The sequence below is a fragment of the Nocardiopsis mwathae genome, from assembly GCF_014201195.1.
GTDB classification, from domain to species: domain Bacteria; phylum Actinomycetota; class Actinomycetes; order Streptosporangiales; family Streptosporangiaceae; genus Nocardiopsis_C; species Nocardiopsis_C mwathae.
This window is the reverse complement of the sequence record NZ_JACHDS010000001.1, coordinates 3,659,640-3,685,488: the sequence shown is the minus strand read 5'-3', so window position 1 is coordinate 3,685,488 and position 25,849 is coordinate 3,659,640. Positions and strand designations below refer to the sequence as shown.

The window sequence follows — 25,849 nt, the reverse complement described above, 5'->3', positions numbered from 1 at the left end:
CGATAAGGGTCGCCCGATCGTGGGTCGGGTGGTGTTCGGTGCCCGGCCCACGATTTCCTAGCGGGCTCCAGTGCCCTCGACGAGAGCTGCGAAGCGGTTGAGGGTGTCGCGGAGGCCGGATTCCATGCCGGAGGCGACCATGGCGTCGCGGTCTTCGATGGATTGGAAGACGGAGACGCTCGTGTACCGGGTCTTGCCGTCGATCTCCTCGAAGGTGGCGGTGTCGAGTTCGACGTGGCCGGGCGCACCCTCGAACTCGAAGGTGGAGACGACGCTCTCGGGAGCGACGAGGTCGTGGTAGACGCCCTTGAAGGCGTATTCGTTGCCCTCCGGGTCGCGGCTGATGTAGCGCCATTGGCCGCCGGGGCGGACCTCGGCGCGGGTGGCGACCGTGGTGTGGTCGTAGGGCCCCCACCACTTGGGAACCAGTTCGGGGTCGGTGAACGCCGCGTAGACCACCTCGCGCGGGGCGTCGAAGACGCGGGTGACCACGATGTCGTGGCGGCCCGGTTCGACGATGAGTTCGGTCCTGTCGGTCGGGTCGGGCTTATCGGTCATGGTGCTCGTTCCCTTCGTGCCGTCGGTCCTGTTGCTGATTCCCGTGGTTCTCGTTGTTGGCCTGCATGCGCTGCTGGAGCTTCTTGATCTCCTGGTCGAGCCGGTCGAACCGCTCTTCCCAGCTCGCGCGGTACCGCTCGATCCACTCCGAGGCCGACAGCAGCGGGGCCGGCTCCAGTCGGCAGGGCCGCCACTGGGCGTTGCGGCCGCGGCTGATGAGGCCGGCGCGTTCCAGCACTTTCAGGTGCTTGGAGATCGCCTGGAGGCTGACGGAGAAGGGCGCGGCGAGTTCGTTGACCGTCGCCTCACCCTCGGCCAGGCGGGCCAGGATCTTCCGCCGGGTGGGGTCGGCGAGTGCGGCGAACGTCAGGCTGAGCTGATCCTCTGCCATACCCTATTCAACCTCTCGATTGTTCAACTTATGGGTTGAGTATCGACGTCGGGGGTGCAGCGGTCAAGAGGGGGAGGAGACGTGTTCGGCCGTCCGCCCGGCTGCGCCCTGCCTCGGCCGGCTGTGGCAGGGCAGGTCCGTCGGCCGTCAGTAGGCCCCGGCGGTGATGGTCGTGATCGCGGTCGCCAGCCGTGCGCGCAGGTCGCTGTGCTCGGGGCCGGTGCGGTGCTGCTCGGCGTACCGTTCGACGCCGTAGCGCCACACCGGGCCGCCGCGGAATCGGTCCGGTTCCCACCGGTAGCGGGCGTGCACGTGTCCGTGGAGGTGCGGCCAGTGGTTCCCGAGTACCTCGTAGTTGATGCGGGAGAACTCCGGATCCCGCGCCCGGCATGCGTTCTCCACGGCTTCGCCGAGGAGGGCGAGGTCGAACAGGAACTCCGCGCGCCGGGCGCGCGTCAGGTCGGTCAGGTGATCGGCCTCCCCGTCGAACAGCAGCACGCAGTACCCCGGCAGGTGCTGGGTGTCGCCGATCACCGCCCAACCGGTGCGCATCCGCAGCAGCACCATCGGATTCTCGCCGCGGCGCGCGGCCCCCACGCGGTCGTGCGTCCACCCGTCCCCGTCCGGCGAACCCGTCATGGTCGACCGCCCTCCCGGCTTCCGCGCCCTGCGGCCCTGGTGCGCGCGGCGCTCTTCCGCATTCGTCCCCGGAACGCCCACCGCACACTCCCACGTGATCGCTCACGGCGAACACGCGCAGGGGAACAAAACCCGACTCTCCTTTATTGAGTCTTAGTGACTCAACAAGGAGGGTCTGATGAGTGAAGCCCAGTCCAGCGTGACGTTGCCCGTTCTCCCCCTCGACGGTGACGTGGTCCTGCCCGGCATGGTCGTGCCCGTGGACATCTCCGCCTCCGAGGTCCGCGCCGCGATCGACGCCGCACAGGCGGGGAGCGCCGGAGACACCGGCGACGACCGAGGGGCCAAGGTCCCCGGCATCACCTCGGCCGGGAACGCGGTGAACAGCGGAACCAAGGCCGGCAAGCCGCGCGTGCTGATCGTGCCGCGCATCGACGGCTCCTACGCCGGTGTCGGTACCGTCGCCGTCATCGAGCAGGTCGGCCGCACCCCCGAAGGCGAACCCGCCGCCGTTCTCCGCGGCACCGCGCGCGCCCGCGTCGGCAGCGGGACCACCGGCCCCGGCGCCGCCCTGTGGGTGTCCGTCGACATCCACACCGAGGAGGCGCCCGAGGGCGGCTACCCCGGGAAGGTCACCGAAGCGGCCCGCGAGTACAAGACACTGCTCACCACCTACCTGCAGAAGCGCGGCGCCTGGCAGATCCTCGACGGCATCCAGCAGCTCGACGACCCCGGCAGGCTGGCCGACCGCGGCGGGTACTCCCCGTTCCTCAAGACCGCCCAGAAGCTGCAGCTCCTGGAGACCTATGACGTCGCCGAACGGCTGCGCCTGCTCAGCGAGTGGACCCGCGAGTACCTGGCCGAGCTCGACGTCGCCGAGACCATCGACGCCGATGTCCAGGAGGGCGTGGAGAAGCAGCAGCGCGAGTTCCTGCTCCGCCGCCAGATGGAGGCGATCCGCAAGGAGCTCAACGAGCTGTCCGGAAAGCCCGGCAGCGAGGAGGACGACTACCGCGAGCGTGTCGAGGCCGCCGACCTCCCCGAGCACGTCCGCAAGGCCGCCCTCGCCGAGGTCGACAAGTTGGAGCGGGCCGGCGACTCCTCACCCGAGTCCGGCTGGATCCGCACCTGGCTCGACACCGTCCTCGACATGCCGTGGAACGAGCGCACCGACGACGCCTACGACATCGCCGGCGCCCGCGACATCCTCGACGCCGACCACTCCGGCCTCGACGACGTCAAGGAGCGCATCGTCGAGTACCTGGCGGTGCGCAAGCGCCGCGAGGACCGGGGCCTGGGCGTGGTCGGCGGGCGGCGCAGCGGCGCCGTGCTCGCCCTCGTCGGCCCGCCCGGTGTCGGCAAGACCTCGCTGGGTGAGTCCGTGGCGCGCGCCATGGGGCGGAAGTTCACCCGGGTCGCGCTGGGCGGCGTCCGCGACGAGGCCGAGATCCGCGGCCACCGGCGCACCTACGTCGGCGCCCTGCCGGGCCGCATCGTCCGGGCCGTCAAGGAGTCCGGCTCGATGAACCCGGTCGTGCTGCTCGACGAGATCGACAAGGTCGGCAGCGACTTCCGCGGCGACCCCACGGCCGCCCTGCTGGAGGTCCTGGACCCGGCGCAGAACCACACCTTCCGGGACCACTACCTGGAGGTCGACCTCGACCTGTCCGACGTCGTCTTCCTGGCCACCGCCAACGCGCTGGAGACCATCCCCGGCCCGCTGCTGGACCGGATGGAGCTGGTGCAGCTGGACGGCTACACCGAGGACGAGAAGGTCACCATCGCCCGCGACCACCTGCTCCCGCGCCAGCTGGAGCGGGCGGGCCTGGACGCCTCCGAGGTCGAGTTCGGCGAGGATGCGCTGCGCCGGATCGCCGCCGAGTACACGCGCGAGGCGGGCGTGCGAGGACTGGAGCGGACCATCGCCCGCGTGCTGCGCAAGGTCGCGGCGGGCGAGGCGCTGGGCGAGCGCGAGCTACCCGTGCCGGTGGGCGCCGACGACCTGGCCGACTTCATCGGCCGCCCCAAGCACACCCCCGAGTCGGCGGATCGGACGGCCGTCCCGGGTGTGGCCACCGGGCTCGCGGTGACCGGTGTCGGCGGCGACGTGCTGTTCGTCGAGGCCTCCCTGGCCGACGCCGAGTCGGGCGCGAACGGGCTGACCCTGACCGGGCAGCTCGGCGACGTGATGAAGGAGTCCGCCCAGATCGCCCTGTCCTATCTGCGCTCGCGCGGCGCTGAACTGGAGCTGCCGGTGGGCGACCTGAAGGACCGCGGCGTGCACATCCACGTCCCTGCGGGCGCGATCCCCAAGGACGGCCCGAGCGCGGGCGTCACCATGACCACGGCGCTGGCCTCCCTGCTGTCCGGGCGCGCCGCGCGCTCGGATGTGGGCATGACCGGTGAGGTCTCGCTGACCGGCCGGGTGCTGCCGATCGGCGGCGTGAAGCAGAAGCTGCTCGCAAGCCTGCGCACCGGAATCCCGAATGTGATCATCCCGGCCCGCAACGAGCCGGATCTTGACGACCTTCCCGAGGACGTCTTGGAACAGCTCAACGTTCACCTTGTGAGCGACGTTCGGGAGGTCCTGGAGATCGCTCTAGAGCCTGCGCAAAACGAGGTCTCTGTGGCTGCGTGACGGCAGGGTGGAACGGGGGCCATCGCTTGGGGCGGCGGCCCCCGTTCGTATGTCCGGATTCGGTCAGCCCAATGCGCCTCCTTGAGCAGTTGCTTGGCCTACACTCGCCACCATGTCCCAATCGCTGTTCGGTGCCGCCGACTTGACTGGCCTCCCCTTCGTGACCTACGCGAGGCAGAGCGACCGTCGGGAGGACGGGTCCGCAGCCTCCCCCGTAGCCCAGAAAGAGCGCGCTATTTCCACGGGGGAGGGGCGCGGTATGGTCCATGCCGGTCACTACGCGGACCTAGGAATTTCCGGATGGAACCCACACGTTGTCCGCCCGGATTTTGACCGGATGATGAGAGACGCAGCGGCCGGGAAGTTCAAGGCGGTCGTTGTCCTCGCTCTGTCGCGTCTCACGCGAAAAGGTGCCCGGGATGCCCTTGAAATTCACGACAGGCTGAAGAAATGCGACGTCGTACTGATTTCTGTTTCTGAGCCGTTTCTTGACACTTCGTCACCTCTTGGGGTGGCTCTCTTTGCTCTGGTTGCCGCGTTGGCGGAACAGGAATCAGAGAACAAGAGTGTGTTTATCGCGGAAGCGAAACAGGAGATCAAGAAAGCTGGTGGATTTGTCGGGGGGCACGTTGGGTACGGCCTCCGGGCAAAGTGGGTAACTCAAGGGGAGGGGGGTGATGCAATTCGCTTGCGTATATTCGAACCTCATCCCGAGGAAGGCCCTGTCCTTGCCAGCGTCGCGGATGGCATCCTTGGGGATGGGCGTGGAAAGAATGGAAAAAGCCTCCGATCGGAGGCGGAGCGTCTTAATAGGGAGGGTGTCCCTACTCGTAATCCAAGGGGCAAGGAAGAAGGTAGTAGATGGCACCCGGGGGGTCTTCGAAGAATGCTTCGAGATCCCCGGTTGGCAGGATACTCGGCTGTTCCTGAAGGCGCGCGAAATCCGGGGCGGAGAAAGGTTACTTACCGGTACGTAATTCAGCGAGACGCCGACGGGAACCCTATAAAATCGCATGAATCAATCATCGAACCTGCGAAGTGGTGGGAGCTTCAAGAAGTATTGGACATGCGCGCTGGGCATTCCGGCGGAACGGGGAGTTTGAAGCTGCTATCCGGGATCGACACGCTTTTCTGTTCTTGTGGTTGGCGCATGTCGTCCGGCGGCCCCACGCGTTACCAATGCAGGCGGCCACGGGGAACGATGGAAGCGCACAGCGCAAACGTGATTCAAGAAGCACTTCTAGATGAACACATCGCTAGGCGATTGATGGCACGACTCACTTCGCTGGACGAGGCTGATCCAGACGACCTAGGGCTACTCGCGGCAGCAACGCGCCGGTGGGCTGACACAGTCGACAATCCCGAGAACGCCAGGGAAAGGTCCGAGCTGCGCGCAGAATTGTCGGCTCTGGACGACGCGGAATCTGAACTTTATGAGGCCCGCCGTGAAGGACTGTATGGCGGCAAGGTGGGGCGTGCGGAATTCCTTAAAGATAAGGCCACTATCGAAGCATCACGCAAGACGCTGGAAACCAAGCTCTCTGCTCTGAATGAGGAAGAGAGCGCAGGAATTCCCTTGTCTGTCTGGACGGTACATGATGGCGATCCCATTGGGGAAGGTTCGTGGTGGGCGTCTGCCTCGCTTGAGGATAAGCAAGAAATCATCAAGCTTTTCGTTCGCCGCGTTGTAATCAAGGAACGGCCGGTGAACGCGTCAGGCCAGCCCATGGGAGGAAAGTACGATCCTGCGGAGCGAGTAGAAATCCATTGGCGTCGGCCCGATGCGGAGAAGGAAGAGAATACGGCCGGGGGCAATAATGTGATCGCGCGGGCGGAGTTGGCTGCCTCCGGGATCGACGTGGAGTCGATGGAGGGGACGCCGTCTCTGGAAGAGCTTGAGGCGTCCGGAGTTCAGGCGCTCCATTTGGACGACGAGAAGGCGTAAGCATTCAGAAGTGTGAGGTCGTGCAGGTCAGCACGGCTCAGGAACCCGCGGCATGGACCCTGCCCGGACCGCCCGCCGCCGACCTGGCCGCACGGCAACCGCAGCGCAGGAGCGTCACCTCCGACATCGCCGCGGGCCTGCGCGCGATCGCGGCCCGCCGCACCCTGCTGCGCGCAACGGCCACGTCGACGATCTCCTGCGCCGGTGCGGGGATGTTCGTCGTGCTCTGCCCGCTACTGGCCGAACGCGTCCTCGGCGACGCCCGCCACGGCGCCCTGCTGCTGGCCGTGGTCGCTGGCGCCGCTCTCGCCGCCAACGCCCTGCTCGCACGCCGACCGGGTGGGCTCGGCGCCCCGGACCGCATCCTCTGGCTCAGCACGGTCGTGCTCGCGGGCGGCCTCCTCCTCGCCGCGGCCGCGGCTACCCCCGCCATCGGAGCGGCCGGGTACGCGGCGCCGCTGCTCATCACCGGCGCCGTCATCGTCGGGGCCGCCGAGGGCCCGCAGCTGACCGCGCTCTTCGCGATCCGCCACCGCGACGCCCCCGACCGCCTCCGGAGCCAGATCTTCACCACCGGCGCGAGCTTCAAGATCACCGGCTTTGCCATCGGGTCCGCACTCGCCGGTCCGCTGTCGACCTGGTCCCTGGGCGGCACCGTCCTGGTGGCCGTCGGAGTCCAGCTCGCTGCCATGCTCGCCTATGCCGTGTGCAGGGCCGGTCGTCCTGAACACTCGGGGCGGCCAGGCGGCGAATCCAGGCGGAGCGGCTCGATAGCGTGAAGGTCATGAGCTCTGCGAACGGTGCCGAACGTGAACTGCATGGCGCTGTCATCGGCTACGGCAAGGGCGGCGAGGTGTTCCATGCGCCGCTCATCGACGCCACCCCCGGGCTGCGGCTGTCGGCGGTCGTGACGGGGAACCCGGAGCGGCAGGCCGCCGTGCGAGCCCGGTACCCGCACGCCGCCGTGCTCGACTCCGCCGAGGAGCTGTGGCAGCGCGGCGGCGAGTTCGAGATCGCCGTCATCACCACCCCGAACGCCACCCACGCGCCGCTCGCCCGCGCCGCCCTCCAGGCCGGGATGGCCGTGGTGGTCGACAAGCCGTTCGCGCTCACCGCCGCCGACGCCCGCGCTCTCACCGAGGAGGCGGAGCGGCTCGGCCACGTCCTCACCGTCTACCAGAACCGGCGCTGGGACAGCGACTTCCTGACCCTGTGGAAGCTCATCGAAGATGGTGAGCTGGGGCGGGTCCACCGATTCGAGTCGCGGTTCGAGCGGTGGCGGCCGACGGCCAAGGCGACCTGGCGCGAGCGCGGCGGAGCCGAGGACGGCGCCGGGATCCTCTACGACCTCGGCCCGCACCTCATCGACCAGGCGATCAACCTGTTCGGGCCGGTCGACTCCGTCTACGCCGAACTCGACGCCCGCCGCGCAGGTGTCGCCGCCGACGACGATGCCTTCCTGGCCCTCACCCACGTGAACGGCGTCCGCTCGCACCTGTGGATGAGCGCGCTGACCGCCCAGACCGGCCCGCGCTTCCGCGTGCTCGGCGACCGCGCGGCGTTCACGATCGACGGCCTGGACGGCCAGGAGGACCGCCTCGGGGCGGGCCAACGCCCGGACGACACCGGCGCCGACTGGGGTGTCGAGCCCGAATCCGGCTGGGGCCGCATCGGCGCCGACGGGGACCTGCGCCCGGTGCCGTCCGAGCGCGGCGCCTACCCGGCCTTCTACGCCGCCCTGCGCGACGCCGTCGCCGAGGGCGAGCCGATCCCGGTCGAACCGCACGAGGTCGTCCACGGCCTGGAGGTCATCGAGGCGGCCCGCCGCAGCGCCGAGACCGGCGAGCGCGTGAGCCTGCGAACACCCCAGGAGGCCTGACCGCCGCCACCCCCGCTCTCCAGCACAGACCGAGGAGCGCCGGCGGTCGCATCCAGGCGAACCGGCCCGGTAAGCCGCTGCGCGCGTGCGGATCGGTGTGCGCCGTCCTCCGACGGCCGACCCCCACCGGAGGGAGTACCGAGATCGCCCGGTCGACTCACCACTCCCTCAGGTCCGGGTGGACCGCCGTGTGGACCTGGTCTCTTGCGTGGGCCGGGGACTCGGCGGTCAGGGCGAGGTCGGCCAGGTCGCGGCATTCGGCGCGGGTGTGGCGGCCGAGGGCGTAGCGCACCGCGGGCAGGGCGGGGGCGGACATCGACAGGCTCGTCGCGCCCAACCCGACCAGGACCAGGGCCAGCAGCGGGTCGGCCGCGGCCTCCCCGCAGACGCCGACCGGGCGGCCCCGGCGCTCCCCGGCCGCGCCCACCGCAGCGACCATGGTCAGCAGCGCCGGCTGCCACGGGTCGAGCAGGTCGGGCAGGCTGCCCAGTGTCCGGTCGGCGGCCATGGTGTACTGCGCCAGGTCGTTGGTGCCGATCGACACGAAGTCGACCTCTCCCAGGACCTGGTCGGCCAGCAGGGCCGCCGCCGGTACCTCGATCATCACGCCGACCTCGCCGATGCCCGCGCCCCTGGCCAGGGCGGCGAACGCGGCGGCCTCGGCGGGCGTGGACACCATCGGCGCCATCACCCGCACGCGCGCCCCCGTGGCACGCGCCGCGGCGGCGATCGCCGCCAGTTGGTCGGTGAGCAGATCCGGGTGGACCCGCGCGGTGCGGAAGCCGCGCACCCCCAGCGCGGGGTTGTCCTCCTCGCCGGTGGCGGCGAACGACAGCGGCTTGTCCGACCCGGCGTCCAGCGTGCGGACGGTGACCGTGCGGCCGCCGAAGGCCGAGAACAGCCGGGTATACGTGCCGACCTGCTCATCCACCGAGGGCGCTGCGGCGCGGTCGAGGAAGAGGAACTCGGTGCGCAGCAGCCCCACGCCCTCGCTGTCGTGGGCGGCCGCCCGGTCGGGATCGCCCTCCCCGACGTTGAGCAGCAGCGCGACCGGGTGCCCGTCCGCGGTCCGACCCGGCCCGACCGCACCCGCCAGCGACCGCCGACGGCGCTCGGCGCGCTGTTCGGCCCGCGCCACCTCCTCCTCATCAGGGTCGACGTCCACCACCCCGGTGTCCCCGTCCACCGCCACCCGGACCCCGTCGGCGAGGCTCTCGGCTCCGTCGCACCCGACCACCGCCGGAATGCCCAGCGACCGGGCGAGGATGACGGTGTGGCTGGTCGGGCCGCCGCGCCGGGTGACGATGGCCCGGACACGGCGCGCGTCGAGCCGGACGGTGTCGGCCGGGGCGAGGTCGTCGGCCACCAGCACGTGGTCGCCTCCCGGGTCCGGAAGTCCCGGCATGGGCAGGCCCAGCAGGATCGCGACCGCGCGGTCGGCGATGTCGGCCAGGTCGGCGGCGCGCTCGGCGAGGTAGCCCCCGGCTTGGCGGAGAAGGTCCTGGTAGGCGGCGCAGGCGTCGCGCACCGCCCAGGCTGTCGGCTCGCCCTGGCCGATGCGTTCGTCGATCCGGCGCAGCAGTTCGGGGTCGCGGGCCATCAGCGCTTGGGCGCCGAGCACGGCCGCGCCCTCGCCCCCGGCGTCGGCGCCGCGCGCCCGGAGATCGTCGGCGACGCGTTCCAGTGCGCTGCGGGCCGCCGCGCGTTCGGCGGCGGGGTCGGTGGCGGCGGGCCGGTCGTCCGGCAGGCGGGGCGGGGCCGCCATCCGGGCGACGGGCGCCGCCGCGCTTCCCGGGGCGGCCGGGATGCCGCGCAGGCGGGGGGCGGCGGGGGAGCCGGGGCCGGTGGCCGTGCCCGGGTGGGTCGGCTGCGGGTCGCCGGTGGGGTGGCGTCGGTCGGTCGTGGGCATGTGCCTTCCCTCGTGGGCCCGGTCGATGGTCGCGGTCAGGGCTGGATGGTCACCTTGATGGCGGTGCCTGAGGCGACCGTCTCGATGGCCTTGTGCACGTCGGTGAGCTGCATCCGCTCGGTGATGAGGTCGGTGACCGGAACGGCGCCGGACGCGATCAGCTCCAGCGCCCGGCGGTTGTGGTCCGGGCTGGACCCGTTGGCCCCGAAGATCGAGATCTCCCGGTAGTGGACCAGGTTGGAGTCGAGGGAGATGATCGGGTCGTCCTTGGGCAGTCCGCCGAAGAAGCTGATCCGGCCGCTGCGCGCGACCATCCGCAGGGCGTCCTCCTGCGCCCTGCCGGAGGCCGCGGCGGTGATCACCACGTCGGCACCCCGCTCCCCGGTCAGACGGAGCACGTCGGCGACGGGGTCGGTCTCCGAACCGCAGATCGCGGCGTCCGGCCGCACGGCGGCGGCGGACATGTCGAGTCGGCCGCGGTTGAGGTCGACCAGGTAGACGGCGGACGCCCCGCGCGCCCGGGCCAGCCGCACGTGCAGGCAGCCGATGGGTCCGGCGCCGACCACGACGACCGTATCCCCCTCCCCGACCCCGGCGATCTCCTGTCCGTTGAGGACGCAGGCCAGCGGCTCGGCCACCGATGCTTCGGCGAAACCCACCCCCTCGGGGATGCGGTTGACCCCGTCCACGGCCAGCACCGCCTCCGGGACGATCATGTACTCGGCGAAACCGCCGTCGTAGTGGTAGCCCATGGACTCCTGCCGCGAGCACACGGTGAACCGTCCGGAGCCGCACTCGGCGCAGCCGCCGCACGGGATCGCGGCGATGACCTGGACCGGGTCGCCGGGCGTCCACCCGGTGACGCCGTCGCCGACCTCGGTGACCCGCCCGGCGATCTCGTGGCCGATCACCCGCGGCGGGCGGATGTGGTGGTGGCCGTGGCGGTGGATCTTGACGTCGGTTCCGCACGTGGAGCAGTTGGCCACGGCGATCTTGAGCTGGCCGGGGCCGGCGTGCGGCTCGGGTGCCTCCTCCAGGCGGATGTCCCCGGGGGCGTAGAAGCGGGCGACGAGCATGGTGGTCCTCAGTTCTCGGTCGGGTGGTTCGGGTCTGCAGGGCCGGTCGGGGCGAGCAGGTCGAGCACGGTCCGGGTGTCGGCGGCGCCGCGCAGCCGCGCCGCCCGTTCGGGGTCGCTGAGCACCCTGGCCAGGGACGACAGCACGCCCATGTGCTCGTCACCGGAGGCGGCGATGCCGATGGCGACGTGGACGGTGGCACCGCCCCAGTCCACGCCGCCGGGGAACTGGATGACGGCGAGCGCGGTGCGCCGGACCAGCGGGCGGGCGGCGTCGGTTCCGTGCGGGATGGCCACGCCCTCCCCGATGTAGGTGGAGATCGAGGCCTCGCGCTCGTGCATGGCGGCCGGGTAGCCGGGCTCGACGGCGCCGATCTCCCGCAGCAGGGCGCCGCACTGGTCGATGGCGTCGTCGCGGCCGGCTGCGGTGCACCCCAGGCGCACCGCCTCGGCGCGTAGGGCGGATTCAGTCGGCAAGGGTGCCTCCGTCCCGGATCGTCTCCTCCAACCGGGTGAACGCGGGGTCGCCCAGGTACATCTGGAACGGGACGACGACGGTCCCGGGGACCCGGCCGCGGGCCCGTTCGGCCAGGCCGGAGTGGCACAGCACCACGTCGGCGTCGTCGGGGACCCGGTCGACGGGGGAGTGCTCGACGCTCACTCCGTAGGCGGCCAGGGCGCGGGACAGCTGGGTGGTGAGCAGGACGCTGCTGCCCATCCCCGCGTCGCAGGCCACGATGACCTTCTTGATGTCGCTGCCGTGGATGGTGCTCATGTCGCGGACTCCTCCTGGTTCGACTGCTCGCTGCGCGGCGCCTGCGCCGCGCCCTCCTCCTGGCTCTCCTTCTCCTTCTTCTCCTCCTGTGCCTCCTGCTGTGCCTTCTGCGCCTTGCGTTCTCCCCGGCCGAAGCCCAGCAGCGCCGAGGCGATGAGGAAGGACACGACGGTCGCGACGGCCACGCCCGCGAGGACGGACAGGTGCTCGCCGCGCGGGGTGACGGCCATGTAGGCGATGATGCTGCCCGGCGACGGGGTGGAGATCAGCCCGGTGTCCAGCAGCAGGAACGTGGCCACCGCGGACATCCCGCCGCCGATGGCGGCCAGGATCAGCTTGGGCTGGGCGAGGATGTAGGGGAAGTAGATCTCGTGGATACCGCCGAAGAAGTGGATGACGATCGCGCCGGGGGCGGTGGCCCGGCTCACCTTGGGGCCGAAGAGCATGCAGGCCAGCAGGATGCCCAGGCCCGGGCCGGGGTTGGTCTCGATGAGGAACTCGATGGCCCTGCCCTCTTCGGCCACGCGGGCCACGCCCAGCGGGCCGAACACGCCGTGGTTGATGGCGTTGTTGAGGAAGAGGACCTTGGCGGGTTCGACGATGATCGACACCGCGGGCAGCAGGTGCATGTCGATCAGGAACTGCACCCCGGCGCCCAGGGCGCGGGTGACGCCCTGCACGACCGGGCCGACGGCGTAGACGCCGACCACCGCCATGGTCCCGCTGAGGATGCCGGCGCTGAAGTTGTTGACCAGCATCTCGAAGCCCGGGCGGATGCGCGGTTGCACGAGGCGGTCGAACCGCTTCATCAGGTAGGCGGCGAGCGGCCCCATGACCATGGCGCCGAGGAACATGGGGATCTCGGATCCGACGACCAGGCCCATGGTGGCGACGGCGGCGACGACGCCGCCGCGCTGGTCGTGCACGAGGCGGCCGCCGGTGTAGGCGATGAGCAGCGGCAGCAGGTAGAGGATCATCGGGCCGACGAGCTCGGCCAGGCGCTCGTTGGGCACCCACCCCGTCTCGATGAACATGGCGGTGATCAGGCCCCAGGAGATGAACGCCCCGATGTTGGGCATGACCATGCTCGCCAGGAAGCCGCCGAAGCGCTGGACGCCGGCGCTGCTCTTGCTGAGCAGTTGGTTGGGCGATCCGGACATGGGGGATACCTCCTAGATGGTCCGGCCTGTCGGGCTGCCCGCCGGGCCGGTGATGGCGGCGGTCGACCCGCGGGTCGCGCGACGGTCGCCCCACCTGCGGTGGCGGGGTCAGACGACGAGAACCCCCGGTCCCGCCGTCTGGATCTCGTCGGCGAGTCCGTCGGCGAGTCCGTTGTCGGTGATGAACAGGTCGATGTCGTCGAGTGCGGCGAAGCGCGCGAAGTGGTCGTTGCCGACCTTGGTGTGGTCGGCGAGCAGGACGGCCCTGCGGGCGGACCGGATCATCGCCCGCTTGACCTCGGCCTCGGCCGGGTCGGGGGTGGTGAGTCCGCGCTCCACGGAGATGCCGTTGGTGGCGACGAACGCGACGTCGGCGAACGACTCCTCCAGGGCGCGCAGCGCCCACGCGTCGACGGTGGCCTGGGTGCGGGTGCGCATCCGCCCGCCGAGCAGCATCAGGGTGATGTTGGTGCGCGGGGTGAGGGTGAGCGCGATGGAGAGGGAATTGGTGACCACGGTGAGTTCGCGGTCGGTCGGCAGCTGCTCGGCGAGTCGGCCGGTGGTGGAGCCGGCGTCGAGCAGGACGGCGCCCTCGTCGGGCAGTTCGGCCAGGGCCGCCTTGGCGATCCGCTCCTTCTCCTGGGTCATCACCGAATCGCGCATGTTGAGCGTGGGCTCGAAGCCCAGCCGCTCGACGGGGATCGCGCCACCGTGCACCCGGCGCAGGACGCCGTGGCGCTCCAGCGCGGTGAGATCGCGCCGGATGGTCTCGTAGGTGACGTCGAACTCCGCGGCGAGACCGGTGACGTCGACCCGGCCGTCGCGGCGGGCGCGTTCCAGGATCGCCTTCTGGCGTTCTTCGGCGTACATGTGGGATCACCTGTGTTTCGGTGTTGGTTTGTGTGAGCTTAGACGTGTTGCGTGGGACACACAAGTGGTGTCTTCGTCCAATATCCCAGCACGCCCACGGACACGGAACCCCCGGCCGCCCTCTGTGGCGTGCCCGCGGGGTCCGATGTGACGTGCGACTTCTGCGATCGTCGGCCCGGGCTGCAGGGGGTTTGGGGCGGGTGTTCCGGTCCGCCAGGTGTGCCCGGTTCCGCCGAAGCGGTGTTGACACCCCTCGTGAAACACACATAATCAAAGACAACCCAACATTCGGTTGGGGGTGTCGGACCCGAGAATCGAGCTCGCATGATCGTGACGGTCACACCGAACCCGAGCGTCGACCACACCCTGGAGGTCGACGGGCTCGTCCGCGGCGAGGTCCTGCGCGTGCGCAGCACCTGCGCGCAGGCGGGCGGGAAGGGCGTCAACGTCTCCCGCGCGCTGCGCGGCAGCGGTGTCCCCACCCGGGCGGTGCTGCCCGTCGGCGGCGGTGGAGGCGCGGAGTTCACCGCGCTCCTCGGGGACCTGCCGTGCCGGGCCGTGCCCATCAGCGGCGAGACCCGAAGCAACGTCGCCATCACCGAGGCCGACGGCACCACCACCAAACTCAATGCCGCCGGTCCGGTGCTCACCCCGGCCGAGATCGAGGACCTGCTGGCCGCCGTCGATGACGAACTCGGGCGCGGGCCGCGCTGGCTGGTGGCCAGTGGAAGCCTGCCGTCAGGGGCGCCGACCGACCTCTACGTCCGCATCGCGGAACTGGCGGACAAGCACGCGGTGCCGCTCGCCCTGGACACGTCGGGGACACCGCTGACCGCGGCGGCCCGCGCCGGATCGGTCGCGCTGCTCAAGCCCAATCTCGACGAGCTCGCAGCGATGATCGGCCGCCCCCTGCCGACAGTGGGGGCGGTGGTCGGCGCCGCCCGGGAGGTCGTGGCGCGCGGCAACCAGGCGGTGCTCGTGACCCTGGGGCGGCACGGCGCACTGCTCGTCGAGGCGACGCACTGCTGGTGGGCGAGCGGCCCCCGGGTGCGGCCCCGCAGCACGGTCGGCGCCGGGGACTGCGCCCTGGCCGGCTACCTGGCCGCCGGGCCGGACACGCAGGAGCGCCTCCGCCACGCCGTGGCGTGGGGAACCGCCGCCGTCTCCCTGCCCGGAACCACGGTCCCGAGCCCCGACGCCGTCGCCGCCGACTCGATCACCGTCGTCCCCGAGCCCGTCCTGGAGCGGCGGATCGACTCCCTCTGAAGGCCACCACCGCAGCCGCCCAGCGGCCCCGCCACCGCACACCCGACGCTAGGACATCCCATGCCGCAGCGAACCGCCGTCATCGGCGCCGAACACGGCCTGCACGCCCGCCCCGCCGCCCTGTTCGTCGAGGCGGTCACCGCGACCGGCCTCCCCATCACCATCGCCAAGTCCGACGGAGGCGCCCCGGTGGACGCCCGCAGCGTGATCGCCGTCATGACGCTGGGAGTGGGGCGCGGCGAGCAGGTCACCCTTGCCTGCCCCGACCCGGACGCCGAGCCGACTCTGGAGAAGCTGGCCGACATGCTCGCCTCCGACCTGGACGCCGCCTGAGCCCTGGCGGCCTCACCGTCCCCTTTCCCCTTCGTCCACCTCGGTCGCGAGCTTGCCGTTCCTGTCCGCGACGACCGTGGCGCGGATGAAGAGGGCCAGCACCGCGACGTATCCGGCGACCGGGACGATCCACAGGAGCGGGGCCGGGGAGCCCGCCGACGCCGGGAGGAGGGCACCTGCGGCGGTCACCCCGCCGAAGACGAAGCCGACCCGGGCGGCGGCGAGAAGTACGGGACCCGCGGCCCGGTGCCCCGCGCGCCACGGGCGCCCGCCCCGCTGCTCGGTGCTCGGCCGGTGCCGGTCCGGAGCTAGAGCGCCCTCACCCGCTGGGCGTGGGGGCCCCGTTCGCCCTCGACGAGGTCGAACTCGACCCGCTGCCCGTCGGCGAGGATCCCCGACTGGGGGAACCTGATTCCGCTGAAGTGGACGAACACGTCCTCGTCGCCCTCGTCGGGCGTGATGAACCCGTAGCCGTCCTCCGCGCTGAACTCCTTGACGGTGCCCTCCATGGCCGTTCCTCCCTGGTGGCTCGATCCGGGTGCCGTAAGGGGGGACTCGAATGCTACGTTCCGTCACGAGCTCGGCTGGGGACGACACGCGAGCGGCGCGCAGGTGGGGGATGGCCGCCCGCTCCGGTCCCGGGGCCGGGATGGTTCTCACGGCCGGGGGCGGCGTTCTTCGCCGGGGGAGGGCCGAGGCCTAGGTGACCAGCCAGGAGGCGAGGCGCTTGGCCGTCTTCTCCCCGGCGCGCTGCCTGATCGCGCCCTCCTTGGCGGCCGCGCGGAGGTGGACGCCGGAGACGTCCTTGCGCGTCTCGGTCACCTGCGCCGTGACGACGACCGGGTTCATGTCCCAGATCCCCCCGCCGGTCAGCACCCGGATCGTCTGCCCCGGGTCCTCCGGTTCGGCGTGGGGCGGCTCGATCCGCTGGCCGGTGCCTTCGAGGACGCGGACGACGTGTTCGACCGCGTCGTCGAAGGGCAGCGGGATGACCAGGTCGATCTCGTGGACGTTCTTCCTCATCCTCCTGGCGATGAACGAGTTCGCCCGGGGGCTTCCCCCATACGCGGCGGACACGGCGCCGTTCGCCTGGGCCAGGATCTCGTCTTCGCTGCGGTGCACGATGCCCCTCCCTGCCACCGCCCTGATCAGCGAAAACGCCGGTGACGACGGCGACGGGACCGAGGGGCGGTAGGTCAGCCTTCAACATCACCTACTACCGCTGTGATGCGGATGGGAGCGGTCATGACCGCCCCCTGACGTGGCCGAGTCCGGCCAGCCCGCCGGCGCGGAGCGCATCCGCGCGCCAGAGGAGGCCCTTCGCGCTGTTCGGGGCCCGAGTGGGGTGAACGAATGATCCGACCTCTAATGTCGGGTGGGTGAGCGACACCGTTGCCGGGCACGGACCACACGACCGGGTCGGACATCGCGCCGGGACCCCGGGGTACCGGAGGGTCATGGTGGCGATGACCGCCGCCGGTATCGCGACGTTCGCGCAGCTCTACGCCGTTCAGGCGGTCCTTCCCGGGCTCGCGGCGAGCTTCGACGCCTCCGCCGCCGGCGTCGCCCTCAGCGTCTCGTTCGCGACCGCCGGGCTGGCCGGGTTCGTGCTGGTCTGGAGCGGCATCGCCGACCGGTTCGGGCGGGTGCGGGTGATGACCGTGGCCCTGACCGTCTCCACGGTGCTCGGGCTGCTGGCGCCCTTCTCCCCGGACCTGTGGGTACTGCTGCTCCTCAGGGCGCTCCAGGGCGCGGCCCTGGGCGGCGTCCCGGCCGTGGCCATGGCCTACCTGGCCGAGGAGATCCACCCCGCCCACCTCGGCCGGGTCGCCGGGATCTACATCGCGGGCAACACCGTCGGCGGCATGAGCGGGCGCCTCGTCGCCGGGGCCGTGGCCGACATCGGCGGGTGGCGCTGGGGCGTGGGCGCCGACTCGCTGCTCGCGCTTCTCGCCCTGATCGTCTACCTGGCGGCCGTGCCCCGCGCGGCCGGGTTCACGCCCCGGTCCCGCGCCTCGGCCGGCCCCGGCCTGTTCCGGCGCATTCTCACCGGCATGGCCGATCCCGGGCTCGTCGCCCTCTACTGCCAGGCGCTCTTCCTCATGGGCGCGTTCGTGACCGTCTACAACTACCTGGGGTTCCGCATGACCGGGGCCCCCTTCCACTTCTCCCAGACCCTGGTCGCGTTCCTGTTCGTCGCCTACCTGGCCGGGACCTTCGGCTCGGCGGTCGTCGGGCGGGTCACCGAGCGCATCGGCCGCCACCCCGTCCTGCTCGCGTGCGTCGTGGCGATGGCGGCCGGGGCGTGCCTGCTGCTCGTGCCGTCCCTGGCGGCGATCATCCTCGGGCTGCTCGTGCTCACGTTCTTCTTCTTCGCCGCCCACGCCACCGCAGCCGCCTGGGTCGGGCACCGCGCGTCGGCCGCCACCCGCGCCCAGGCCGCGGCCCTCTACACCCTCGCCTACTACCTCGGCTCCAGTCTCTTCGGCTGGTTGGGCGGCGTCTTCTACGACCACTCAGGCTGGCGGGCGGTCGTCCTCTACGTCGTCGGGCTGTGCGCCGCCGCCGCACTCACCGGCCTGGGCCTCCGCTCACGCAGCGTCCGCGACTGATCGCGATCGCATCCATGGCCTGGGCCTGCCCTGGCGGTTCCCCATATGTTGGGGTTGACCCGCCCGTGAAACACGATTGACATCTAGGAGCCTCGCCGTGGTCCAGGTCCTCGTCGTCGCAGACGATCTCACCGGCGCCACCGCCACCGGTGCACGATTCGCGCGTACCGGGATGCGCGTGGCCACGGTGACTCCCGAGCACGTCAGCGCGGTCGCCGACGAGTACGACGTCGTCGTCGCCAACCTGGACAGCCGCCACCTCCCGCCGGAGCAGGCCTCCGACCTGGTCACCGACGTCATCGAGGCGGTCTGGCCGGTCGGCCTGATCGTCAAGCGCACCGATACCACCCTGCGCGGCAACGTCGGCGCCGAGGTCGAGGCCGCCTGGCGCGCGGTGCGCGAGCGCGTCCCCGCCGACACACCGGTCCGGGCGCTGATGGTGCCGGCCTTCCCCGCCTCCGGCCGGATCACCGTCGACGGCGTGCAGCTCCTCAACGGCGTCCCCATCGACCACACGGAGCTGGCCACCGACCCGTTCAGCCCGATGACCACCGCCGACGTCACCGCGATCCTCGCCTGGCAGACCGACCTGCCCGTCCGCCACATGCCCATCCGCCAGGTCACCCAGACCCTGCTGACCGCCGAACTGATGACCGGCGACGAGCCGATCGTGCTCTGCGACGCGCTGGAGGACCGCCATCTGGAGGAGATCGCCGAGGCCGCCGCCGAGGCGCACCGCCGCCACGGCACGGTGTGGGTCGCGGTGGACCCGGGTCCGACCAGCACCCTGCTCGCCTACGCGCTGCGCCTGCGCGGCCAGGCGGGGTCCCCCGGCCCGCTGCTCGCCGTCACCGGAAGCAACACCGGGCTGACCCGCCGCCAGCTCGACACCGTCGCGCGGATCGGTCCGGCCAGATTCGTCGACTTCGAACCGGCCCGCCTCGCCGACCCCAAGGACGACCACTTCGACGAGGTCGCCCGATCGCTCACCGACCACCTCACCTCGGCGATCTTCCCCGAAGTCGTCATCCTGCGCGGCGCCGCCCCCCAGGAGCGCGACGGCGCCCCCGGAACCCCCCTCGAAGCCCGGCGCCGCCTGCCCCAGCGCCTGGCCGAACTGGTCGCCGAGGTCGTCCACGACGTCGCGGCCGAGCACGGGCAGCACGCCCTGCCCAGCGGCCTCTACATCACCGGTTCCGACGTCACCTCCAGCCTGCTCGACGAGCTCGGTGTGCACGCCCTGGCGGTCGGCGGCGAGGTGGTCCCGCTGACCGTGCACGGGACGCTGAGCGGCGGCCCGCTCGACGGCGCCCCCCTGGTCACCAAGGGCGGCCTGGTCGGCGACGACACCACCGCCGTGGAGTGCCTGCGCAAGCTCCGCCGCGCCGCGCAGGCCCGCCTGCAGCAGGTGCGCTCCGAGGTCTCCGAGCATGTGATGCCGACGGGTGCGGCCCCCTCCCGGATGTGACACCGCCACCCCGGGCGGGGGCGGGGAGAGGGGAGTCACAGGGCGTCGACGCGGCACGACCGGGGCAGATCGTCTAGAATCGCGGAAATTTATCCACGTTCACCCACCCCTCGACGAGGAGGACGATGACTCGACCCGCTACCGACACGATCCGCCGCCTGCCCAAGGTGCTGCTGCACGACCACCTCGACGGCGGGGTGCGCCCCGCCACCCTGCTCGACCTCGCCGCGCAGTCCGACTACCAGGGCCTCCCGGAGACCGCCCCGGAGCGGCTGCGCGCCTGGTTCGCCGCCCGCACCGCACCGGAGGAGGTCCGCACCCAGCAGGCCCACCTGGCCCGCCTCACCCCCATCCTGGACCTGCTGCAGACCGCCCCCGCGCTGAGCCGGGTCGCCGCCGAGTGTGCCCAGGACCTCGCCGAGGACGGGGTCGTCTACGCCGAGGTCAAGGTCGCCCCCGAGCAGCACACCCGCGAGGGACTCACCCGAGAGCAGGTCGTCGATGCGGTCCTGGAGGGCCTGCGGATCGGCACCGCCAAGGCGCGCCTGTTCGGCCGCCGTATCGACGTGCGGCTGCTGCTGACCGCGATGCGCCAGGCGGCCGACTCCCTGGAGATCGCCGACCTCGCCGTCCGCTACCGGCACCTCGGCGTGGTGGGCTTCGACATCGCCGGCCCCGAGGCCGGGTATCCCCCGACGCGCCACATCTCCGCCTGCGAGTACATCAAGCGGGAGAACTTCAACCTCACCCTGCACGCCGGTGAGGGCTTCGGCCTGTCCTCCATCTGGGAGGCCATCCAGTGGTGCGGTGCCGACCGGCTCGGCCAGGCCGTGCGCATCGTCGACGACATCGCGGTGGCCGATGACGGCAGCGCCAAGCTCGGCGACCTGGCGGCCTACGTGCGCGACAAGCGCATCCCCCTGGAGCTGTGCCCGACGTCGAGCGTGAGCACGGGCGCGGTCCGCGACATCGCCGACCACCCGGTGGACGTCCTGCGGCGGCTGCGCTTCCGCGTCACCGTCGGAACCGACAACCGGTTGCTCGACGGAACATCGATGAGCGGTGAGTTCACCCGGCTCGTCGAGGCCTTCGACTACGGCCTGGACACCCTGCGCTGGTTCACGGTCAACGCGATGAAGTCGGCGTTCATCGGCCATGACGAGCGTCTGGACCTCATCAACGGGACCATCAAGCCCGGGTACGCGGCCGCTCAGACCGACCACGTGGGCGCCGCGTTCTTCCGCATGGAGGACCAGTGGTGAGGTGACCCACCCACCGGACCTGTCCGCGGGCGGCGCCGTCCTCCCCCCTGTCCTCCCGTTGATCTCGGGGATATCGGGGTGATACTCGCCGGTATCACCCCGATATCCCCGAGATCAACGGAGAGACGGGGGCGGGGTCGCACCGGGCGGCCGGCGGTCCCCTTGCCTTTTCACTGATCCCGGCCGCCCGGTGCGAGTCTCGGGAGGACGCCTTCAGGCGTCCTCGGCGTCCGGATCCACCTCCGGGACGGCGAACGGGGGCGTGCCGGTCCCGGTGACGGTGTGACCGCCCCAGACGTTCGGCTCGCCGAGCCGCCCGCGCCCCTCGCGGCCGTCGGCCGCGCGCACGGTGACCTGGGTGCGCCCGGCCACGAACGCGGCGCTCACCGCCGGGTCGGCGGCCAGCCGCCCCACCCACCGGTAGCCGCCGGTGAGCGGGTCGAAGTGTCCGGCCAGGTGCGCGTCCACGGTGGCGCTGACCGGCTCGGTGTCCGGCTCCGCGCCGCCGATGAGGAGGGTGACCGGTCCCCGGTACTCCTCCTCATCGGCGTCCATGCCGCTCATCGGCCTGCTCCCGACACGGCGCTCCCCTTGCGCGCGCGGGCCGAGGCCGCCTCCCTGCGCAGGTGGTACTCGCCCGGGTCGAAGCGGCGGGTCCGCAGCGCGAACTCCCAGCTGAACCCGGGCCACAGCGTGGTGTTGCGGCCCTGGGAGTTGAGGTACCAGCTGTCGCAGCCGCCGGTGACCCACACCGTCCCGCGCATCTTGCGCTGCACCCGCGCGCAGTAGGCGGCCTGCGCCTCGGGGCGGGGGACGAGCCGGTCGATCCGGTTGCGGCAGGCGTAGCGCAGCGCGGACATCGCGTAGTTGATCTGCGCCTCGATCAGGAAGACCTGCGAGGTGTGCCCCGGCCCGGTGTTCGGACCGGCCAGCACGAACAGGTTGGGGAAGCCGGCGACGGTGGTGCCGCGCAGTGCCTGGGCGTCCTCCCCGTCGCCGCCCCAGTGCTCGGCCAGCGAGACGCCGTCGCCGTCGAAGACGCGGTGGGCGATGGGGATGTCGGTGACGCGGAAGCCCGTGCCGAAGATGACGGTGTCCACCTCGCGCTCGGTGCCGTCGCTGCTGACGATCGAGTTCGGCCGCACCTCGGCGATCCCGTCGGTGACCACCGAGACGTTGGGCCGGGTCAGCGCGGGGTAGTAGTCGTTGGAGATCAGGATCCGCTTGCAGCCCGGCAGGTAGGACGGCGTCAGCTTGGCGCGCAGCGCGGGGTCGTGGACCTGCCGCTTCATGTGCGCGGTGGCGAGCCGGGCGACGAGCTTCATCAGCCGCGGGTTCTTCACGAAGCCGAAGACGTAGTTCTCCCGCGCCCAGTAGATGCTCTTGCGGGCGACCTGCTGGGTGACGGGCAGGTGGTGGAAGAGCCAGCTCTCGGCGCGGGTGATGTCGCGGTCGGTGCGCGGGATGATCCACGGCGGGGTGCGCTGGAAGAGGTGGAGGGCGCCGACCTTCGGCTGGATCTGCGGCACGAACTGGATCGCGGAGGCGCCGGTGCCGATGACGGCGACGCTGCGCCCGCTCAGGTCGTGGTCGTGGTTCCAGGTGGCCGAGTGGAACACCGTGCCCTGGAACGCGTCCATCCCGGGGATGTCGGGCGTGGCCGGGTCGGCCAGCGCGCCCGACCCGCTGACCAGGAACTGGGCGGTGATGGTGCCGCCGGTGGTCTCCACCCGCCAGCGGTTGGCGCCGGGTTCCCAGTGGGCGGCCGTCACTTCGTGGTGGAACCGGACGTGCCGGACGACGTCCTCGTCCTTGGCCACGCGGCGCAGGTAGTCCCAGATCTCCGGTTGCGGGGAGAAGCTGCGGCTCCAACCGGGGTTGGGCGCGAACGAGAAGGAGTAGAGGTGGGACGGCACGTCGCAGGTGGCGCCGGGGTAGGTGTTGTCGCGCCAGGTGCCGCCGATGTCGTCGGCCCGCTCCAGCAGCACCAGGTCGTGCAGCCCGGCCCGCTTGAGGCGGACCGCCATTCCGATGCCCGCGAACCCGGTGCCGATGATGGCGACCCGGTGGTGCGGGGGCGTCGTCTCCTGTTCGGTCACGGCGACGGATCCTCTCACAAGGGGGGGAGGGGGCAGGGGAAGGAGGAAGGGGGAAGCCGGCCCGGACCCCCGGCGCATGGGTCTCCGGGCCGGCGGTCTCATCGGGCCGCGGCGCGGGTGGGCACGGCCGGGCGGTTCCCCGGGCGTCCCAGCAGGCCGGCCTTGCGCCAGAAGTACCTGCCGGGGCCGGAGATCGCTCCGGCGCCGCCGAGGGTCGCCACGACCTTGCGCGCGGCCCAGGTCTTGGTGTCGATCCAGTGGGGGTTGCGGCGCGCCGCACGGCGCGCCTCGCGCGGGTCCAGGCCGACGTGGGCGTAGGCCCGGGGGTTGATCAGCCGGGTCGTGGAGTAGTAGACGACCAGGCCGAGGACGAGCCTGCTGTAGGCCCGGGCCACGGGGTTGTGCCGCTGCCAGGTGCGGGCGAACTCCTCGCGGGCGTAGCGCATGTGCCGGGCCTCCTCCACGACGTGGATGCGGGAGACGGCGCGCACCAGCGGCTCCAGGCTCTCGTCGACCATGGCCTCGCGCTGGATCTGGTCCAGGATCTCCTCGACGAACAGCGCCCCGCCGAAGATCAGCGGCCCGTGCGCGATCGACTTGAAGACGCGGCCGAGGAACTGCGTCACGGGGTCGAGCTTGTAGTGGGGCGCGCCGAGTTTGCCCACCATCTTGGCGAACATGACCGAGTGGCGGCACTCGTCGGCGATCTCGGTGTAGGCGTACTGCACGTGGTTGGAGGTGGGGTCCCGGTCGTAGGCGTGCCGGACCAGCATCTGCATGAGGATGGTCTCGAACCAGATGCCGATGCTGGCGATGCTGGCGACCTCGTGGCGGCTGAGCTCCTTGCGCTGCTCTTCGGTGAGGCGCTCCCACAACTCGGTGCCGTACAGGGAGACCCGTTCCGGGCGGGTCGCGTAGCGGTCGCGGTCGATGGGGGCGTCCCAGTCGATCTCCACCAGCGGGTCGAAGGACGCCTTGGCAGAGGAGCGCAGCAGGCGCTTGGCGATGTCCTCGCGGTCGGTGATCCGTGGCTCGTCCTGAACGGTCATGGCGGGTACTCCAGTGGGGCGTCGAGCGGGCTGGGGCGGTCAGGGGGCCGCGGAGGCGGCCGCGAGCGGCGAGCCGTGGCGTTCGTGCAGGCCGCGGGCGATTTCGGCGTCGCCGAAGTGGCCGCAGCGCACGAGGTCGGAGATCTGGGCGGCGGCGAGCCGGTCGGTGACGCCGGGGCAGTGCCGGGTGAAGCGCAGGACGGCGGTGCCGAAGCCGGTGGAGGCGAGGTCGCGCGGCGGTCGGGCCGCGGCGGCGGCGTGCACCACCCGCATGACCGTGTGGCGCGCGAGTTCGGGAGGGACCAGGCCGTCCAGGCAGACGCCGGCGGCGCGTGAGCTGTCGTGGATGGGGGTGTCGACGTATCCGGGGTAGACGGTGGTGACGCCGATGTGGGTGCCGTACTCGGCGCGCACGGTGTCGGCGTAGGCGGTGAGCGCGCGCTTGGAGACGGTGTAGGCCCCGGCGAAGGGGAGGGGGAGACCGGAGAGGAGGGACGCGGTGAGGATCACCCGGCCCCGGCGGCGGAGCAGCGCCGGCATGGCGGCGGCGGTGACGCGCCAGGCGCCCAGGAGGTTGACCTCAAGCGCCTCGTGCACGTGGCTGTCAGGGGCGGCGCCGACGTCGACGGCGGGGCCGACCCCGGCGTAGTGGATGAGCCGGTCCAGGTGGCCGCCGAGCCGGTCGACCGCCTCGGGAACGACCGCCCGGACCTGCTCGTCGTCGGTGATGTCGCAGGCGAGGACGGTGTCGTCGGTGGATTTGCGGTCGATGCCGACGACGTGGGCGCCGAGGTGGCGCAGGACCTGGACGGTGGCGCCGCCGAAGGCGCCGGAGGCGCCGGTGACGATCGCGGTGCGTCCCTCCAGGGTGCGCAGTGCCCTCAGGCGCCGCGGTGTCGCAGCTGGCATATGTGACCTCCTCCACACGTTGTGCGTTGGCTGAACGTTACAATGGTCATTGTCACGATGCAATGGGTCAAGTTCGCCGAGTTGCGGAGGATCCGGTCCGGGCACGGTCCGCGACGCCGTGCCCGACGGGCGAGCACGCGCTTCCCGCGGTCCATAAGGTGGACGCATGGCCGAATACCGCATCGATGAGCTCGCCCGGCTTGCCGAGACCACCGTGCGCAACGTCCGCGTCTACCAGGACCGGGGGCTGCTCTCGCCACCGCGCCGCGAAGGGCGCGTGGGCATCTACACGGAGGCGCACCTCGCACGGCTGCGGCTGATCGGCCAACTGCTGAAACGCGGGTACACCTTCGCCAACATCCATGAGCTCGTCACGGTGTGGGAGCGGGGCGGCGACCTCAACGACATCCTCGGCTTCGAGTCGGCCGTGGGCGATCCGTGGTCGGACGAGATCCCCACCTACATCACCGTCGCCGAACTCAGCCAGCTGTTCAACGGCGAGATCACCCCGCCCAACATCGCCCGCGCGCTCCGCCTCGGCCTGATCGAACGCGAGGGCATCCGGTTCCGCGTGCCCAGCCCGCGGCTACTCAACGCCGGCGCCGAGCTCGTCGCCGCCGGCATGAGCGTCGCCACGGTGCTCGACATCGCCGAGCGGCTGTGGGGCCGCGTCGACACGGCGGCCGGTGAACTCGTGCACACCGTCGCCGAGCACATCCTCGCCCGGCACGCTCCCGAAGGCATCCTCGCCGGCCAGGACGTCGCCGAGGCCGCCGCCCTGGTCCGCCGCCTGCGCCCGCTCGCCGAGACCGCGGTGGACGCGATGCTCGCCAGGTCCATGGCCCGGCACCTCAACGACGCGATGGGCGATCACTTCGCCGACGTCCTGGAGCACCTGGGCACCGAGAACGCGGAGGAGCCGGAGCAGCAGAACCCCGCCTGACCCCGACCCGCCCCCGTTGATCTCCGCGCAGTGCACCGAATGATCGGCGATTTCCGGTGCACTTCGCCG

Annotated in this window: 26 protein-coding genes; 10 read left to right on the top strand and 16 right to left on the bottom strand. The window is 71.4% G+C overall.

From position 1 onward, the window contains the following. Positions 1-57: 57 nt before the first annotated feature. From HNR23_RS15860 to HNR23_RS15850, 3 genes are all read right to left on the bottom strand, one after another. Positions 58-558, bottom strand: coding sequence for an SRPBCC family protein (locus HNR23_RS15860; RefSeq protein ID WP_184076322.1), 501 nt, complete (start codon positions 556-558; stop codon positions 58-60). Continuing rightward, positions 548-949, bottom strand: a complete 402-nt coding sequence (locus HNR23_RS15855; RefSeq protein WP_184076321.1) for an ArsR/SmtB family transcription factor — start codon at positions 947-949, stop codon at positions 548-550. The genes HNR23_RS15860 and HNR23_RS15855 overlap by 11 nt, the downstream gene beginning before the upstream one ends. 147 nt (positions 950-1,096) lie before the next feature. Further along, a complete protein-coding gene (locus tag HNR23_RS15850) occupies positions 1,097-1,588 on the bottom strand; it encodes an HIT family protein (protein WP_184076320.1) in 492 nt (163 codons plus the stop codon). 178 nt (positions 1,589-1,766) lie between these two features. On the opposite strand from HNR23_RS15850, the gene lon reads away from it, so the two are divergent. The 4 genes from lon to HNR23_RS15830 all read left to right on the top strand — a co-directional run bounded on the left by lon (position 1,767) and on the right by HNR23_RS15830 (position 8,050). Further along, positions 1,767-4,226, top strand: a complete 2,460-nt coding sequence (lon, locus tag HNR23_RS15845; RefSeq protein WP_184076319.1) for an endopeptidase La — start codon at positions 1,767-1,769, stop codon at positions 4,224-4,226. Positions 4,227-4,338: 112 nt separating this feature from the next. Then, complete coding sequence (locus tag HNR23_RS15840) at positions 4,339-6,171, top strand: recombinase family protein (protein ID WP_184076318.1); 1,833 nt, start codon at positions 4,339-4,341, stop codon at positions 6,169-6,171. 20 nt (positions 6,172-6,191) lie between these two features. Next, positions 6,192-6,950 (top strand): MFS transporter, encoded by a 759-nt coding sequence (locus HNR23_RS15835; protein ID WP_184076317.1) that lies wholly within the window; start codon positions 6,192-6,194, stop codon positions 6,948-6,950. A gap of 5 nt (positions 6,951-6,955) precedes the next feature. Continuing rightward, entirely contained in the window at positions 6,956-8,050 is a 1,095-nt protein-coding gene (locus HNR23_RS15830) for a Gfo/Idh/MocA family oxidoreductase (protein ID WP_184076316.1), read from the top strand. Between the two features lie 157 nt (positions 8,051-8,207). Here the strand turns inward: HNR23_RS15830 and ptsP are convergent, their stop codons facing one another. From ptsP to HNR23_RS15800, 6 genes are all read right to left on the bottom strand, one after another. Next, on the bottom strand, positions 8,208-9,959 hold the full coding sequence (gene ptsP, locus HNR23_RS15825; RefSeq protein ID WP_184076315.1) for a phosphoenolpyruvate--protein phosphotransferase: 1,752 nt from the start codon (positions 9,957-9,959) through the stop codon (positions 8,208-8,210). Positions 9,960-9,994: 35 nt separating this feature from the next. Further along, positions 9,995-11,035 (bottom strand): zinc-dependent dehydrogenase, encoded by a 1,041-nt coding sequence (locus HNR23_RS15820; protein ID WP_184076314.1) that lies wholly within the window; start codon positions 11,033-11,035, stop codon positions 9,995-9,997. 8 nt (positions 11,036-11,043) lie between these two features. Further along, positions 11,044-11,511: a PTS sugar transporter subunit IIA gene (locus HNR23_RS15815; protein ID WP_184076313.1), complete on the bottom strand. Its 468-nt coding sequence runs from the start codon at positions 11,509-11,511 to the stop codon at positions 11,044-11,046. Further along, positions 11,501-11,809: a PTS lactose transporter subunit IIB gene (locus tag HNR23_RS15810; protein WP_184076312.1), complete on the bottom strand. Its 309-nt coding sequence runs from the start codon at positions 11,807-11,809 to the stop codon at positions 11,501-11,503. Before HNR23_RS15810 ends, HNR23_RS15815 begins: the two co-directional genes overlap by 11 nt. Beyond that, entirely contained in the window at positions 11,806-12,969 is a 1,164-nt protein-coding gene (gene mtlA, locus HNR23_RS15805; protein WP_184076311.1) for a PTS mannitol transporter subunit IICB, read from the bottom strand. The genes HNR23_RS15810 and mtlA overlap by 4 nt, the downstream gene beginning before the upstream one ends. A 108-nt stretch (positions 12,970-13,077) precedes the next feature. Continuing rightward, positions 13,078-13,839, bottom strand: a complete 762-nt coding sequence (locus tag HNR23_RS15800; RefSeq protein ID WP_184076310.1) for a DeoR/GlpR family DNA-binding transcription regulator — start codon at positions 13,837-13,839, stop codon at positions 13,078-13,080. A 324-nt stretch (positions 13,840-14,163) separates the two neighbouring features. Between HNR23_RS15800 and pfkB the strand changes: the two genes are divergently transcribed. Continuing rightward, entirely contained in the window at positions 14,164-15,105 is a 942-nt protein-coding gene (pfkB, locus tag HNR23_RS15795) for a 1-phosphofructokinase (RefSeq protein ID WP_184076309.1), read from the top strand. Positions 15,106-15,165: 60 nt separating this feature from the next. After that, the gene (locus HNR23_RS15790; RefSeq protein WP_184076308.1) at positions 15,166-15,438 is read left to right on the top strand and encodes an HPr family phosphocarrier protein; all 273 of its coding nucleotides are present in this window, start codon (positions 15,166-15,168) and stop codon (positions 15,436-15,438) included. Positions 15,439-15,450: 12 nt separating this feature from the next. Here HNR23_RS15790 and HNR23_RS15785 read toward each other — a convergent pair whose 3' ends face one another. The 3 genes from HNR23_RS15785 to HNR23_RS15775 form a co-directional block, all read right to left on the bottom strand. After that, a complete protein-coding gene (locus HNR23_RS15785) occupies positions 15,451-15,627 on the bottom strand; it encodes a hypothetical protein (RefSeq protein ID WP_184076307.1) in 177 nt (58 codons plus the stop codon). Between the two features lie 119 nt (positions 15,628-15,746). Further along, positions 15,747-15,947, bottom strand: coding sequence for a cold-shock protein (locus HNR23_RS15780; protein ID WP_184076306.1), 201 nt, complete (start codon positions 15,945-15,947; stop codon positions 15,747-15,749). Between the two features lie 190 nt (positions 15,948-16,137). After that, complete coding sequence (locus HNR23_RS15775; RefSeq protein WP_184076305.1) at positions 16,138-16,560, bottom strand: hypothetical protein; 423 nt, start codon at positions 16,558-16,560, stop codon at positions 16,138-16,140. A 257-nt stretch (positions 16,561-16,817) separates the two neighbouring features. On the opposite strand from HNR23_RS15775, the gene HNR23_RS15770 reads away from it, so the two are divergent. From HNR23_RS15770 to HNR23_RS15760, 3 genes are all read left to right on the top strand, one after another. Then, positions 16,818-18,050 carry an MFS transporter gene (locus HNR23_RS15770; protein ID WP_343070581.1) on the top strand — a complete coding sequence of 411 codons (1,233 nt, stop codon included), beginning with the start codon at positions 16,818-16,820 and terminating at the stop codon, positions 18,048-18,050. A 97-nt stretch (positions 18,051-18,147) separates the two neighbouring features. Beyond that, the gene (locus tag HNR23_RS15765; protein ID WP_184076304.1) at positions 18,148-19,518 is read left to right on the top strand and encodes a four-carbon acid sugar kinase family protein; all 1,371 of its coding nucleotides are present in this window, start codon (positions 18,148-18,150) and stop codon (positions 19,516-19,518) included. A 125-nt stretch (positions 19,519-19,643) separates the two neighbouring features. Then, the gene (locus HNR23_RS15760) at positions 19,644-20,780 is read left to right on the top strand and encodes an adenosine deaminase (protein ID WP_184076303.1); all 1,137 of its coding nucleotides are present in this window, start codon (positions 19,644-19,646) and stop codon (positions 20,778-20,780) included. A 213-nt stretch (positions 20,781-20,993) separates the two neighbouring features. On the opposite strand, the gene HNR23_RS15755 is transcribed toward HNR23_RS15760, so the two are convergent. From HNR23_RS15755 to HNR23_RS15740, 4 genes are all read right to left on the bottom strand, one after another. Next, positions 20,994-21,344, bottom strand: coding sequence for a DUF4873 domain-containing protein (locus HNR23_RS15755; RefSeq protein WP_184076302.1), 351 nt, complete (start codon positions 21,342-21,344; stop codon positions 20,994-20,996). Then, positions 21,341-22,879 carry a flavin-containing monooxygenase gene (locus HNR23_RS15750; protein WP_343070580.1) on the bottom strand — a complete coding sequence of 513 codons (1,539 nt, stop codon included), beginning with the start codon at positions 22,877-22,879 and terminating at the stop codon, positions 21,341-21,343. The genes HNR23_RS15755 and HNR23_RS15750 overlap by 4 nt, the downstream gene beginning before the upstream one ends. A 98-nt stretch (positions 22,880-22,977) precedes the next feature. Continuing rightward, entirely contained in the window at positions 22,978-23,928 is a 951-nt protein-coding gene (locus tag HNR23_RS15745) for an AurF N-oxygenase family protein (RefSeq protein WP_184076300.1), read from the bottom strand. A 39-nt stretch (positions 23,929-23,967) separates the two neighbouring features. After that, on the bottom strand, positions 23,968-24,837 hold the full coding sequence (locus tag HNR23_RS15740) for an SDR family NAD(P)-dependent oxidoreductase (RefSeq protein WP_184076299.1): 870 nt from the start codon (positions 24,835-24,837) through the stop codon (positions 23,968-23,970). Positions 24,838-25,003: 166 nt separating this feature from the next. Here HNR23_RS15740 and HNR23_RS15735 point away from each other — a divergent pair, with 166 nt between their 5' ends. Beyond that, on the top strand, positions 25,004-25,780 hold the full coding sequence (locus HNR23_RS15735; protein WP_184076298.1) for a MerR family transcriptional regulator: 777 nt from the start codon (positions 25,004-25,006) through the stop codon (positions 25,778-25,780). The last annotated feature ends 69 nt before the right edge of the window (positions 25,781-25,849 follow it).